This is a genomic window from Enterobacter vonholyi (assembly GCF_040834095.1).
In the GTDB taxonomy this organism is placed as follows: Bacteria; Pseudomonadota; Gammaproteobacteria; order Enterobacterales; family Enterobacteriaceae; genus Enterobacter; species Enterobacter vonholyi.
The window spans coordinates 4287924-4301298 of the sequence record NZ_CP162152.1; the positions used below are offsets into that span (position 1 = coordinate 4287924).

General features: G+C 57.2%; 11 protein-coding genes. 5 read left to right on the forward strand and 6 right to left on the reverse strand.

The window, feature by feature from the left end; translation table 11 throughout:
- Positions 1-327: 327 nt before the first annotated feature.
- Positions 328-657 carry a thioredoxin TrxA gene (trxA, locus tag AB3N39_RS20175; protein WP_006179218.1) on the reverse strand — a complete coding sequence of 110 codons (330 nt, stop codon included), beginning with the start codon at positions 655-657 and terminating at the stop codon, positions 328-330.
- 144 nt (positions 658-801) lie between these two features.
- Between trxA and rhlB the strand changes: the two genes are divergently transcribed.
- Together rhlB and gppA are read left to right on the forward strand one after the other, a co-directional pair.
- Positions 802-2070: an ATP-dependent RNA helicase RhlB gene (gene rhlB, locus AB3N39_RS20180; RefSeq protein ID WP_133295333.1), complete on the forward strand. Its 1269-nt coding sequence runs from the start codon at positions 802-804 to the stop codon at positions 2068-2070.
- Positions 2071-2076: 6 nt separating this feature from the next.
- A complete protein-coding gene (gene gppA, locus AB3N39_RS20185; RefSeq protein WP_115877003.1) occupies positions 2077-3561 on the forward strand; it encodes a guanosine-5'-triphosphate,3'-diphosphate diphosphatase in 1485 nt (494 codons plus the stop codon).
- 50 nt (positions 3562-3611) lie between these two features.
- On the opposite strand, the gene rep is transcribed toward gppA, so the two are convergent.
- Positions 3612-5636, reverse strand: coding sequence for a DNA helicase Rep (rep, locus tag AB3N39_RS20190; RefSeq protein ID WP_252093691.1), 2025 nt, complete (start codon positions 5634-5636; stop codon positions 3612-3614).
- Between the two features lie 112 nt (positions 5637-5748).
- Between rep and ppiC (AB3N39_RS20195) the strand changes: the two genes are divergently transcribed.
- Positions 5749-6030 (forward strand): peptidylprolyl isomerase PpiC, encoded by a 282-nt coding sequence (gene ppiC / locus AB3N39_RS20195; protein ID WP_130946646.1) that lies wholly within the window; start codon positions 5749-5751, stop codon positions 6028-6030.
- Positions 6031-6080: 50 nt separating this feature from the next.
- Positions 6081-6362, forward strand: a complete 282-nt coding sequence (gene ppiC, locus AB3N39_RS20200; protein ID WP_023309650.1) for a peptidylprolyl isomerase PpiC — start codon at positions 6081-6083, stop codon at positions 6360-6362.
- Positions 6363-6455: 93 nt separating this feature from the next.
- Here the strand turns inward: ppiC (AB3N39_RS20200) and ilvC are convergent, their stop codons facing one another.
- A complete protein-coding gene (gene ilvC / locus AB3N39_RS20205) occupies positions 6456-7931 on the reverse strand; it encodes a ketol-acid reductoisomerase (RefSeq protein ID WP_021242831.1) in 1476 nt (491 codons plus the stop codon).
- A gap of 152 nt (positions 7932-8083) precedes the next feature.
- Here ilvC and ilvY point away from each other — a divergent pair, with 152 nt between their 5' ends.
- Positions 8084-8974, forward strand: coding sequence for an HTH-type transcriptional activator IlvY (gene ilvY, locus AB3N39_RS20210; RefSeq protein ID WP_111963506.1), 891 nt, complete (start codon positions 8084-8086; stop codon positions 8972-8974).
- Here the strand turns inward: ilvY and ilvA are convergent.
- From ilvA to ilvE, 3 genes are read right to left on the reverse strand one after another with little or no spacing between them, the layout of a single operon-like run.
- Positions 8971-10515, reverse strand: a complete 1545-nt coding sequence (gene ilvA, locus AB3N39_RS20215; RefSeq protein ID WP_039267211.1) for a threonine ammonia-lyase, biosynthetic — start codon at positions 10513-10515, stop codon at positions 8971-8973. The two genes, ilvY and ilvA, sit on opposite strands and share 4 nt — an antisense overlap.
- A 2-nt stretch (positions 10516-10517) precedes the next feature.
- Positions 10518-12368: a dihydroxy-acid dehydratase gene (gene ilvD / locus AB3N39_RS20220; protein ID WP_136196075.1), complete on the reverse strand. Its 1851-nt coding sequence runs from the start codon at positions 12366-12368 to the stop codon at positions 10518-10520.
- A gap of 60 nt (positions 12369-12428) precedes the next feature.
- Complete coding sequence (gene ilvE / locus AB3N39_RS20225; protein WP_127732610.1) at positions 12429-13358, reverse strand: branched-chain-amino-acid transaminase; 930 nt, start codon at positions 13356-13358, stop codon at positions 12429-12431.
- Between the last annotated feature and the right edge of the window lie 17 nt (positions 13359-13375).

A 13375-nucleotide genomic window follows, 5' to 3' on the forward strand; every position in this document is an offset into this window, starting at 1 on the left:
ACTCGGGGTGATTCTCGAACTTAATGTTGTGAATGGTATGGCAGGGTCATCCATGCCTGTTTAGCGGCCATCAACTCATGTCTGTTCGCTGTCTGGTCACAGGGAAAGAACGCAGAACTGAAACGACAAGACGGATTGAGCGACAAGCCCGGAATTTAGCCACTTCACGCACTGTTCATGTCAACAACGGGAAGTATCGGGTAAAACAAGATTCAAACAACAAGATATGTTTAAAACGAAGTCATAGCTAACTTAGCACGACTTCAGCCGGGCGTCCAGAGTTCCACATCATTTAGCCGGGAGCTCTGAACGCACAGCGGAGAAACCTTACGCCAGGTTAGCGTCCAGGAACTCTTTCAGTTGACCTTTGGACAGCGCACCCACTTTGGTCGCTGCCACTTCGCCGTTTTTGAACAGCAGAAGGGTTGGGATGCCACGGATACCGTATTTTGGTGCGGTGCCCGGGTTCTGGTCGATGTTCAGCTTGGCAACGGTCAGTTTGCCCTGATATTCGTCGGCGATCTCATCCAGAATCGGGGCGATCATTTTGCAAGGACCACACCATTCAGCCCAGAAATCGACGAGGATCAGCCCGTCAGCCTTAAGTACGTCCGTGTCAAAACTGTCGTCAGTCAGGTGAATAATTTTATCGCTCATATATAACTCCACAGGAATAAGCCTGGTACGTTGGTTTTGTCTCCACCAACGACGTGTTGATGTCGCATTAACCAACTAAAGGTTGACTTTATTTCACCGGATACGCTTTCGTAAAGCAATAGTAAGCTGATATTCTACCACACTATGAGCAAAACACATTTAACAGAACAGAAGTTTTCCGACTTCGCGCTGCACCCGAAGGTGATTGAAGCCCTTGAAAATAAAGGGTTTCATAACTGCACGCCCATTCAGGCCCTCGCGCTGCCGCTGACGCTGGCCGGTCGCGATGTTGCCGGGCAGGCGCAAACCGGTACCGGCAAAACGATGGCGTTTTTAACGTCAACGTTTCATCATTTACTTTCTCACCCAGCGATTGCAGACCGCAAAGTTAACCAGCCGCGCGCGCTAATTATGGCCCCGACGCGAGAACTGGCGGTACAGATCCACGCAGACGCTGAACCCCTGGCGCAGGCTACGGGCCTGAAGATTGGCCTGGCCTACGGCGGCGACGGCTACGATAAACAGCTGAAAGTGCTCGAAAGCGGTGTGGATATCCTGATCGGTACCACCGGCCGTCTTATCGACTACGCTAAACAGAACCACATTAACCTCGGCGCAATCCAGGTTGTGGTGCTCGATGAAGCTGACCGCATGTACGATCTCGGCTTCATTAAAGACATTCGCTGGCTGTTCCGCCGTATGCCTCCGGCCAATCAGCGTCTGAATATGCTGTTCTCTGCAACCCTCTCATACCGCGTACGCGAACTGGCATTCGAACAGATGAACAACGCCGAATATGTAGAAGTGGAACCTGAGCAGAAAACGGGTCACCGCATTAAAGAAGAGCTCTTCTATCCTTCCAATGAAGAGAAAATGCGTCTGCTGCAAACGCTGATTGAAGAAGAGTGGCCAGATCGCGCCATCATCTTTGCGAACACCAAACATCGTTGTGAAGACATCTGGGGCCATCTGGCTGCAGACGGTCACCGTGTTGGCCTGTTGACCGGCGACGTCGCACAGAAAAAACGCCTGCGTATTTTGGAAGAGTTCACCCGTGGCGATCTCGATATTCTGGTCGCAACCGACGTGGCGGCACGTGGTTTACACATTCCAGCCGTGACGCATGTCTTTAACTACGATCTGCCAGACGACTGCGAAGACTACGTACACCGTATCGGTCGTACCGGTCGCGCGGGCGCAAGCGGACACTCTATTAGCCTTGCATGTGAAGAGTATGCGCTGAATCTCCCAGCCATTGAGACTTATATCGGTCACTCTATCCCGCAGAGCAAATACAATCCGGAAGCGCTGTTAAGCGAACTGCCGCCGCCTAAGCGTCTAACCCGCCCACGCTCCGGCAATGGTCCGCGTCGTTCAGGCGGCGCACCGCGTAATCGTCGTCGTTCAGGTTAAGAAAATATGCTCAGCTCCACCTCGCTTTATGCGGCAATTGATCTCGGTTCGAATAGTTTTCATATGCTGGTTGTGCGCGAGGTGGCGGGAAGCATACAAACGCTGACGCGCATCAAGCGCAAGGTCCGCCTCGCGGCGGGCCTGAGCAGCGATAACCACCTCTCACCTGAAGCCATGGAACGTGGCTGGCAGTGTCTGCGACTCTTTGCCGAGCGTCTGCAGGATATCCCGCATGCCCAAATCACCGTCGTCGCCACTGCGACACTTCGCCTGGCGGTGAACGCCGTGGATTTTATTGCCAGAGCGCAGGAAATTCTCGGTTGCCCGGTTCAGGTTATCAGCGGTGAAGAAGAAGCTCGTCTGATTTATCAGGGAGTTGCACACACCACGGGGGGTGACGATCGCCGCCTGGTGGTGGATATCGGCGGTGCCAGTACCGAGCTTGTGACCGGCACCGGCGCGCAGGCAACGTCGCTGTTCAGCCTCTCGATGGGCTGCGTGACCTGGCTTGAGCGCTACTTTACCGATCGTAATCTGGGTAAAGAGAACTTCGACGAGGCGGAAAACGCCGCGCGCGAGGTATTACGCCCGGTCATGGATGAACTGCGCTATCACGGCTGGAAAGTCTGCGTGGGTGCGTCCGGGACCGTGCAGGCCCTGCAGGAAATCATGATGGCGCAGGGAATGGACGAGCGGATTACGCTTGCTAAGCTTCAGCAGCTGAAACAGCGCGCCATTCAGTGCGGACGCCTGGAAGAGCTGGAAATTGAAGGCCTGACGCTTGAACGCGCGCTGGTCTTCCCGAGCGGGCTGGCCATTCTTATCGCTATTTTCACCGAGCTGAACATCCAGTGTATGACCCTGGCCGGCGGTGCGCTGCGTGAAGGCCTGGTCTACGGGATGCTGCATCTGTCGGTCGATCAGGATATCCGCAGCCGTACCCTGCGCAACGTGCAGCGTCGTTTTCTGGTTGATATCGATCAGGCAGGACGCGTATCGCAGCTGGCGTCACGCTTCGCCGATCAGGTCGCTAACGTCTGGGATCTTGATCACCTGAGCCGGGATTTACTCCTGAGCGCGTGCGCGCTACATGAAGTAGGGCTGAGCATTGATTTTAAGCAGGCACCGGCTCACGCAGCGTATCTGGTCCGCAACCTTGATTTACCGGGCTACACGCCCGCGCAGAAAAAATTGCTGGCAACGCTGCTGCTGAACCAGACCAATGCAGTCGACCTCTCCTCTTTGCATCAGCAAAACGCCGTACCGCCGCGCGTGGCCGAGCATCTCTGCCGCCTGCTGCGTCTGGCGATCCTGTTTGCCAGCCGCCGCCGCGATGATTTGCTGCCAGCCATTAATCTTGTGGCCGATGACGAGAAGCTTTCGCTGACGCTGCCGGAAAACTGGATTGATCGTCACCCGTTAGGGGCCGAGATGATCGAGCAGGAGTGCCAGTGGCAGAGCTATGTGCACTGGGTGCTGGAAGTAAAGTAATACGCTGAACATTGCCGGGTGGCGGCTTCGCCTTGCCCGGCTACTCATCATTACCCTTTCTCTTTGGCTTTAGCCAGCATGGCGCGAATGTTCGCCACGTTAGCCTGCCCCTTGTGCATCCGCTCTTCCGCGGTAATCACTTTGCGCTCCTGCTCCCAGATCAGGTCATCCTGCGGCAGTTCCAGCAGGAAACGACTCGGCTCCGGGCGGACGAGTTCGCCATACTGGCGGCGCTCTTTACACAGCGTGAACGTTAGCTCTTTCTGCGCGCGGGTGATCCCCACGTAGGCCAGGCGGCGCTCCTCATCGACGTTATCTTCATCAATGCTGCTCTGGTGCGGCAACAATCCCTCTTCCATACCAACCAGATAGACATACGGGAACTCCAGCCCTTTTGACGCATGCAGCGTCATGAGCTGAACCTGATCGGCCTCTTCTTCGCTCTCGCCGCGCTCCATCATGTCGCGCAGGGTAAAGCGGGTGACGACCTGCGTCAGGGTCATAGGCTCGTCGATTTCAGAGCCCTCCAGCATTTCGGTCATCCAGCTGAAAAGCTGGTTAACGTTCTTCATGCGCATCTCAGCCGCCTTCGGGCTGGCTGAGGTTTCATACAGCCAGGACTCATAGTCGATGCCGTGAATGAGATCGCGCACTGCAGCCACCGGCTCGCGCTCCGCGAGACGCTGTACTTCGCCGAGCCAGTGGGTGAAGCGGGTTAACGAGTCATAGCCACGCCCGGTTAACGTCTGGCTCAGCCCCATGTCAAAGCTGGCAATAAACATACTTTTGTTGCGGTTCATCGCCCACTCGCCGAGCTTTTGCAGCGTCGCCGGGCCTATCTCGCGTTTTGGCGTATTCACAATACGCAGAAACGCGCTGTCGTCATCCGGGTTAGTGAGCACGCGCAGATAAGCCAGCAGGTCTTTGATCTCTGGCCGTGAGAAGAACGACGTACCGCCCGAGATTTTGTACGGAATGCGGTTCTGCATCAGCATCTTTTCAAAGACGCGCGACTGGTGGTTACCGCGATAGAGGATCGCGTAATCCTTATATTCTGTTTTGTTGACGAAGTGGTGAGCGATGAGCTCGCCCGTGACGCGCTCCGCTTCATGATCCTCATTGTTGGCGCTGAGCACTTTCAGCTCCGTTCCATAGCCCAGTTCAGAGAAGAGACGCTTCTCAAATACGTGCGGGTTATTGGCAATCAGGATGTTTGCTGCCTTCAGGATACGCCCGGAGGAGCGGTAGTTCTGCTCGAGCTTAATCACCTGCAGCGCCGGGAAATCTTTGCTCAGCAGCACCAGGTTTTGCGGACGCGCGCCGCGCCAGGAGTAAATTGACTGATCGTCGTCGCCTACCACGGTGAAACGCGCCCGATTCCCCACCAGCAGCTTAACCAGCTCGTACTGACTGGTGTTGGTGTCCTGATATTCATCCACCAGCAGGTAGCGGATTTTATTCTGCCAGCGCTCGCGCACCTCTTCATTGCGCTGCAGCAGCAGCGTGGGCAGCAGGATCAGGTCGTCAAAGTCCAGCACGTTGCACGCTTTCATATGCGCATCGTACAGACCGTAGCAGTGGGCGAAGATCCGATCCCGTTCGCCTTTGGCGATCGCCGCGGCCTGCGCCGGGGTCATCAGATCGTTTTTCCAGTTCGAGATCGTCGAGATCAGCTGCTGCAACAGCACTTTGTCATCTTCGATCAGCCCCTCGGTGAGCTCTTTGAGCAACGCCACCTGGTCGGTGTCATCGAAGAGGGAGAAGTTGGACTTCATTCCCAGCGCCGCATACTCGCGTTTGATGATATCCAGCCCCAGCGTGTGGAAGGTGGAGATCATCAGGCCGCGCGCTTCTTTACGGCCAAGCGTCTGACCGACGCGCTCTTTCATCTCACGCGCCGCTTTATTGGTAAAGGTGACCGCCGCAATGTGTCGCGCCTGATACCCGCAATTGCGGATCAGATGGGCGATCTTGTTGGTGATCACACGGGTTTTACCCGAACCGGCCCCTGCCAGCACCAGGCATGGTCCAGTAACGAATTCGACCGCTTGTTGTTGTCCAGGGTTTAAACGCATGGGAGTGTTGCTCAATCTTCGAACGGGGTGTGGATTGTAGCAGAAAGCCGGGCGCAGATTTACCGGCTAATGATAAAGTGGAGAAATCGCGTTTAACCCGTAGAGCAGAACCATGAAAAAGACCGCAGCAGCCCTGCATATTCTGGTAAAAGAAGAGAAACTGGCCCAGGAGATCCTGGCCAAGCTGGAGCGCGGCATCAGCTTTGATCATCTGGCGAAGCGCTACTCTAAATGCCCTTCCGGGCGCAATGGTGGGGATCTCGGCGAGTTTCAACAAGGTGTGATGGTCGGCCCGTTCGATCAGGCGGTCTTTAGCTGCCCGCTTCTGAAGCCCTACGGCCCGGTAAAAACCAAATTTGGCTACCATATCATTAAGGTGCTTTATCGCCGCTGACGCGTGGTATATTGCGCCCCGATTTATTTCAACCTATTCAAGGCACGATCATGGCAAAAACAGCAGCAGCAGTGCACATCCTCGTTAAAGAAGAGAAACTGGCTTTGGATCTTCTGGAGCAGATTAAAAACGGTGCCGACTTCGGCAAGCTGGCGAAGAAGCACTCCATCTGCCCGTCAGGCAAACGTGGCGGCGACCTGGGTGAATTCCGCCAGGGTCAGATGGTACCGGCGTTCGATAAAGTGGTCTTCTCCTGCCCGGTGCTGGAGCCAACCGGCCCGCTGCATACCCAGTTTGGTTATCACATCATTAAAGTGCTGTACCGGAAATAAACAGCAAGGCCTTCTCTTAGAGAAGGCCTTTAATGTTTGCACCCTCTCCCTGTGGGAGAGGGGCGGGGTGAGGGCATCAGCCCGCCCCTGTTGTTAACCCGCTACCGCGATGCGCTTCATATCGGTCATGTAGCCACGCAGTTTGTGACCCACTTTCTCGATCTGGTGGCTGCGAATGGCTTCGTTCACATCGCGCAGCTGCGCGTTGTCCACGGCACCTTCTGCAATCGCTTTACCCAGATCGCCAGTCTGCAGAGTAGTCATAAACTCTTTCAGCAGCGGTACGCAGGCGTAAGAGAACAGGTAGTTACCATATTCCGCGGTATCAGAGATAACCACGTTCATTTCGTACAGACGCTTACGGGCGATGGTGTTCGCAATCAGCGGCAGCTCGTGCAGTGATTCGTAGTAAGCAGACTCTTCGATGATGCCGGAATCCACCATGGTTTCGAACGCCAGCTCAACGCCTGCTTTCACCATCGCGATCATCAGCACCCCTTTATCGAAGTACTCCTGCTCGCCGATTTTACCTTCGTACTGTGGCGCGGTTTCGAACGCGGTTTTACCGGTCTCTTCACGCCAGGTCAGCAGTTTCTTATCGTCGTTCGCCCAGTCCGCCATCATGCCGGAAGAGAATTCGCCGGAGATAATGTCGTCCATGTGTTTCTGGAACAGCGGTGCCATGATGGTTTTCAGCTGTTCAGACAGCGCGTAAGCACGCAGTTTTGCCGGGTTGGACAGACGGTCCATCATCAGCGTAATACCGCCCTGCTTCAGCGCTTCGGTGATGGTTTCCCAGCCGAACTGAATCAGTTTTTCCGCGTATGCCGGGTCGGTACCCTCTTCCACCAGCTTATCGAAGCACAGCAGAGAACCGGCCTGCAGCATGCCGCACAGAATGGTCTGCTCGCCCATCAGGTCAGATTTCACTTCGGCAACGAAGGACGATTCCAGCACGCCAGCACGGTGACCGCCGGTCGCCGCTGCCCATGCTTTGGCAATCGCCATGCCTTCGCCTTTCGGATCGTTTTCCGGGTGAACCGCGATCAGAGTCGGCACGCCGAAGCCACGCTTGTACTCTTCACGAACTTCGGTACCCGGGCACTTCGGTGCAACCATCACCACGGTGATGTCTTTACGGATCTGCTCGCCCACTTCAACGATGTTGAAGCCGTGGGAGTAACCCAGCGCCGCGCCGTCTTTCATCAGCGGCTGTACGGAACGCACAACGTCTGAGTGCTGCTTGTCCGGGGTCAGGTTAACTACCAGATCCGCCTGCGGGATCAGCTCTTCGTAGGTACCCACTTTGAAGCCGTTTTCGGTCGCTTTACGCCAGGAAGCACGCTTCTCGGCAATCGCTTCTTTGCGCAGGGCGTAGGAGATATCCAGACCGGAGTCACGCATGTTCAGGCCTTGGTTCAGACCCTGTGCGCCACAGCCGACGATGACCACTTTTTTACCCTGAAGGTAGCTCGCGCCATCGGCAAATTCGTCGCGCGCCATGAAGCGGCATTTGCCCAGCTGCGCCAGCTGCTGGCGCAAGTTCAGTGTATTAAAGTAGTTAGCCATGGGTGATACCTCGTGATGTTGTGTGTCTTATTGTTCGGTTCGCGTTTCAGCGAGAATGTACCCACATTACAACAGGAAATTTATTGCGGAAATTGATATATTCACAACGTCATGTTGCAATTTTTGCAATGTAAAAAGAGGGAGTGGAATCGGTGGATTTACGCGATCTGAAAATGTTCCTGCACCTGACGGAAAGCCGTCATTTTGGCCGCAGCGCTCGGGCGATGCACGTTAGCCCCTCCACGCTTTCACGCCAGATCCAGCGCCTTGAGGAAGACCTCGGCCAGCCCCTGTTCGTGCGCGACAACCGCACCGTCACCCTCACGGAAGCGGGCGAAGAGCTACGCATTTTTGCCCAGCAGACGCTGCTGCAGTACCAGCAGCTGCGGCACTCGATTGACCAGCAGGGGCCGTCACTTTCCGGCGAGCTGCATATTTTTTGCTCCGTGACCGCCGCCTACAGCCATCTGCCACCCATCCTTGACCGCTTCCGCGCGGCGCATCCGTCGGTTGAAATTAAGCTCACCACCGGCGATGCCTCCGACGCAATGGAAAAAGTGGTGACGGGCGAAGCGGATCTCGCCATTGCCGGGAAACCTGAAACCCTGCCGGGCGCGGTGGCATTCTCCATGCTGGAGAATCTGGCGGTGGTACTCATTGCCCCGGCGCTGCCCTGCCCGGTGCGTAACCAGGTGTCGGTGGAAAAACCGGACTGGTCCACGGTACCGTTTATCATGGCCGATCAGGGGCCGGTGCGCCGTCGTATTGAGCTGTGGTTCCGCCGCCAGAAAATCAGCAACCCGTCGATTTACGCCACGGTCAGCGGCCATGAGGCAATGGTGTCGATGGTGGCGCTCGGCTGCGGCGTGGCGCTGCTGCCGGAGGTGGTGCTGGAAAATAGCCCGGAACCGGTGCGCAATCGCGTGATGATTCTGGAGCGCAGCGATGAGAAAACGCCGTTTGAGCTTGGCGTGTGCGCACAAAAAAAGCGGCTGCATGAGCCGCTTATTGATGCGTTCTGGACGATATTGCCAAACCACTAACCTGCCAGGAAGAACCTGAACGCCGGGTTATGGGTTTCATCGTGACACTCATAGCCCAGCTCGTTCAGCCGCGTTTCGAAATCCGGCTCGTGCTCGCCCAGTTCAAACGCCGCCAGCACGCGGCCGTAGTCGGTGCCGTGGCTGCGGTAGTGGAAAAGGGAGATGTTCCAGTGCGTGCCCAGCGTGTGCAGGAACTTGAGCAGCGCGCCAGGCGATTCCGGGAACTCAAAGCTGAACAGACGTTCCCTGAGCGGCTTCGATGGACGCCCGCCGACCATGTAGCGCACGTGCAGCTTCGCCATCTCATCGTCGGAGAGATCGACTACGCTATAGCCGCCTTCATGCAGCAGGTTGAGGATCTCTTTACGCTCCTCCACGCCCCGGCTCAGACGCACGCCAACAAAAATGCAGGCGTCTTTAGCATCGGCAAAACGGTAGTTAAACTCCGTCACCGAACGGCCGCCCAGCAGCTGACAAAATTTCAGGAAGCTGCCCTTCTCTTCCGGAATGGTCACCGCCAGCAGCGCTTCACGCTGTTCCCCCAGCTCGCAGCGCTCGGACACGTAGCGCAGACCGTGGAAGTTCACGTTGGCACCAGAAAGCACGTGCGCCAGACGCTCGCCGCGAATGTTGTGCTGCGCGATGTATTTTTTCATGCCCGCCAGCGCCAGAGCGCCGGACGGTTCCGCCACCGCACGAACGTCTTCGAAGAGATCCTTCATCGCCGCGCAGATCGCATCGCTATCCACCGTGACGATATCGTCGAGATATTCCCGGCACAGGCGGAAGGTTTCGTCGCCAATACGCTTCACCGCCACGCCCTCGGCAAACAGCCCGACGCGCGGCAGGTCTACCGGATGCCCGGCATCCAGCGCCGCTTTCAGGCAGGCAGAATCTTCCGCTTCCACGGCAATGACTTTGATCTGCGGCATCAGCTGTTTGATCAGCACCGCCACGCCTGCGGCTAAGCCACCGCCGCCCACCGGAACAAAGACGCGGTCGAGATGGGCATCCTGCTGCAGCAGCTCCAGCGCCAGCGTGCCCTGCCCGGCAATCACCATCGGGTGGTCGAACGGCGGCACCCAGGTGAAACCCTGCTGCTGCGCCAGCTCAATCGCTTTGGCTTTTGCTTCGTCAAAGTTAGCCCCGTGGAGTAATACTTCACCGCCGAAACCGCGCACCGCGTCGACCTTGATGTCTGCGGTAGCAACCGGCATCACGATCAGCGCTTTCAGCCCCAGACGAGCAGACGAGAACGCCACGCCCTGCGCGTGGTTGCCCGCCGACGCGGTAATCACGCCGCGCGCTTTTTGCTCATCGGTCAGTCCGGCCATCATCGCGTAGGCACCGCGCAGCTTGAAGCTGTGCACCGGCTGGCGGTCTTCGCGCTTCACCAGAATGACGTTGTCGAGGCGCGAAGAGAGCTTTTCCATTTTCTGCAGGGGCGTGACCTGCACGGCTTCATAGACCGGTGCGCGCAGCACCGCCCTGAGATATTCCGCCCCCTCAGGGGCGGCGGATAAGGGTTGTGACTCGGCCATCGTTAGCCCCCGAGTTTCGATTTATCGCGCACCGCGCCTTTATCTGCACTGGTGGCAAGGCTCGCGTAGGCGCGCAGGGCAAAGGAAACTTCGCGCTGGCGATCTTTGGGCGTCCAGGCTTTGTCGCCGCGCGCTTCCTGCGCTTCACGACGGGCTGCGATCTCCTGGTCACTCAGCTTGAGCTGAATGCCGCGATTCGGAATGTCGATTTCGATCAGATCGCCGTCTTCGATGATGGCAATGTTGCCGCCGCTTGCCGCTTCCGGGGAAACGTGGCCGATAGAGAGGCCGGAAGTACCGCCGGAGAAACGCCCGTCGGTGATCAGCGCGCAGGCTTTACCGAGGCCCATCGATTTCAGGAAGGTGGTTGGGTAGAGCATCTCCTGCATGCCCGGACCGCCTTTCGGCCCTTCGTAGCGAATGACAACCACGTCGCCTTCAACCACTTTACCGCCAAGGATGGCGTCTACCGCTTCATCCTGGCTTTCGTACACCTTCGCCGGACCGGTGAATTTCAGGATGCTGTCGTCCACGCCTGCGGTTTTCACGATGCAGCCGTTTTCCGCAAAGTTTCCGTACAGCACGGCCAGGCCGCCGTCTTTGCTGTAGGCGTGTTCCAGCGAGCGGATGCAGCCTTCGGCGCGGTCATCGTCCAGCGTGTCCCAGCGGCAATCCTGGGAGAAGGCCTGCGTGGTACGAATACCGGCAGGACCGGCGCGGAACATTTTTTTCACCGCCTCGTCTTTGGTCAGCATCACGTCGAACTGGTCCAGCGATTCCGGCAGCGTCAGCCCGAGCACGTTTTTCACGTCACGGTTCAGCAGCCCGGCGCGATCCAGCTCGCCCAAAATACCGATTACACCACCAGCACGGTGCACGTCTTCCATGTGGTACTTCTGGGTACTTGGTGCGACCTTACACAGCTGCGGCACTTTGCGGGACAGCTTGTCGATATCGCTCATGGTGAAGTCGATTTCGGCTTCCTGTGCGGCAGCCAGCAGGTGCAGAACGGTATTGGTGGAACCGCCCATGGCGATATCCAGCGTCATGGCGTTTTCGAACGCGGCTTTACTGGCAATGCTGCGCGGCAGCGCGCTGGCATCATCCTGCTCGTAGTAGCGCTTGGTCAGCTCAACGATGCGCTTACCGGCGTTGAGGAACAGCTGCTTACGGTCGGCGTGGGTCGCCAGCAGCGAGCCGTTGCCCGGCTGAGACAGGCCCAGCGCTTCGGTCAGGCAGTTCATGGAGTTCGCCGTGAACATACCGGAACAGGAGCCGCAGGTCGGACACGCGGAGCGTTCCACCTGATCGCTCTGCTCGTCAGAGACTTTCGGGTCCGCGCCCTGGATCATCGCATCGACCAGGTCGAGCTTGATGATTTTGTCGGAGAGCTTGGTTTTCCCCGCTTCCATTGGGCCACCGGAGACGAAGATCACCGGAATATTCAGACGCAGGGAAGCCATCAGCATCCCCGGGGTGATTTTGTCGCAGTTGGAGATACAGACCATGGCATCGGCGCAGTGGGCGTTAACCATATACTCTACGGAGTCGGCGATCAGCTCGCGCGACGGCAGTGAATAGAGCATGCCCCCGTGACCCATCGCGATACCGTCATCGACCGCAATGGTGTTGAACTCTTTCGCCACGCCGCCGGAGGCTTCGATTTGCTCGGCTACCAGTTTACCCAGATCGCGCAGGTGCACGTGGCCCGGTACGAACTGGGTGAAGGAGTTCACCACGGCGATAATCGGCTTACCGAAATCGGCGTCGGTCATTCCAGTGGCGCGCCACAGCGCGCGGGCACCCGCCATGTTGCGGCCGTGGGTGGTGGTGGCTGAACGATACTTAGGCATGCTTTATTGACTCCCGTCTGACTATGTAATGGGACGGTGCGTGCCGTCCCAAATTTATGCTTAGTGATTAACCTGATCCAACCAGCCGTATTTATCTTCTGTTTCGCCGGTGAAGAGGCCAAAGAACGCTTTCTGAATGCGTTTGGTGACCGGGCCACAGCGGCCTTCGCCCACCTGAATACCGTCTACGCTGCGCACCGGGGTGATTTCAGCCGCGGTACCGGACATAAACACTTCATCGGCCAGGTACAGGGATTCGCGGGACAGCACCTGCTCGCGCACTTCGATACCCAGGTCTTTCGCCAGCTTGATGATGGCGTCACGGGTGATGCCCGGCAGCGCGGAGGAGGTGAATGGTGGCGTAAACAGAATGCCGTCTTTCACTTCAAACAGGTTTTCACCTGCGCCTTCTGAGATGTAGCCATTCACATCGAGCGCGATGCCTTCCTGGTAACCGTGACGGCGCGCTTCGCTGCCGACCAGCAATGAAGAGAGGTAGTTACCGCCCGCTTTCGCGGCGGTCGGGATGGTGTTTGGCGCAACGCGGTTCCAGGAAGAGACCATTGCGTCGATCCCCTGCTCCAGGGCTTCAGCACCCAGGTAAGCACCCCACGGGAACGCGGCAATGATCACATCAGTGGTATAGCCGGCCGGCGGGTTCACGCCCATACCGACGTCACCCACGAAGACCAGCGGACGAATATAGGCGCTGGTGAGGTTGTTCTTACGGATCACGTCGCGGCAGGCTTCCATCAGCTCATCAACGCTCTGAGATACCGGGAAACGATAAATTTTGGCTGAGTCATGCAGACGCTGCATGTGTTCGCGATGGCGGAACACCACTGGCCCTTTGTGAGAATCGTAGCAGCGGATGCCTTCAAACACGGAGGTACCGTAGTGCAGCGCGTGGGACATCACGTGGACCTTCGCGTCCTCCCAGCGAACCATCTCACCGTTGAACCAAATGTAATCAGCTTTTTTTGTCGTCATTTTTTCGTCCTGTCACG

Bases quoted from the DNA above. Each gene is read 5' to 3' on its own strand.
- ilvC (WP_021242831.1), bottom strand. From the start codon at position 7,931: ATGGCTAACTACTTTAATACACTGAACTTGCGCCAGCAGCTGGCGCAG.
- ilvE (WP_127732610.1), bottom strand. From the start codon at position 13,358: ATGACGACAAAAAAAGCTGATTACATTTGGTTCAACGGTGAGATGGTT.
- ilvA (WP_039267211.1), bottom strand. From the start codon at position 10,515: ATGGCCGAGTCACAACCCTTATCCGCCGCCCCTGAGGGGGCGGAATAT.
- ppiC (WP_023309650.1), top strand. From the start codon at position 6,081: ATGGCAAAAACAGCAGCAGCAGTGCACATCCTCGTTAAAGAAGAGAAA.
- ppiC (WP_130946646.1), top strand. From the start codon at position 5,749: ATGAAAAAGACCGCAGCAGCCCTGCATATTCTGGTAAAAGAAGAGAAA.
- gppA (WP_115877003.1), top strand. From the start codon at position 2,077: ATGCTCAGCTCCACCTCGCTTTATGCGGCAATTGATCTCGGTTCGAAT.
- rhlB (WP_133295333.1), top strand. From the start codon at position 802: ATGAGCAAAACACATTTAACAGAACAGAAGTTTTCCGACTTCGCGCTG.
- ilvD (WP_136196075.1), bottom strand. From the start codon at position 12,368: ATGCCTAAGTATCGTTCAGCCACCACCACCCACGGCCGCAACATGGCG.
- rep (WP_252093691.1), bottom strand. From the start codon at position 5,636: ATGCGTTTAAACCCTGGACAACAACAAGCGGTCGAATTCGTTACTGGA.
- trxA (WP_006179218.1), bottom strand. From the start codon at position 657: ATGAGCGATAAAATTATTCACCTGACTGACGACAGTTTTGACACGGAC.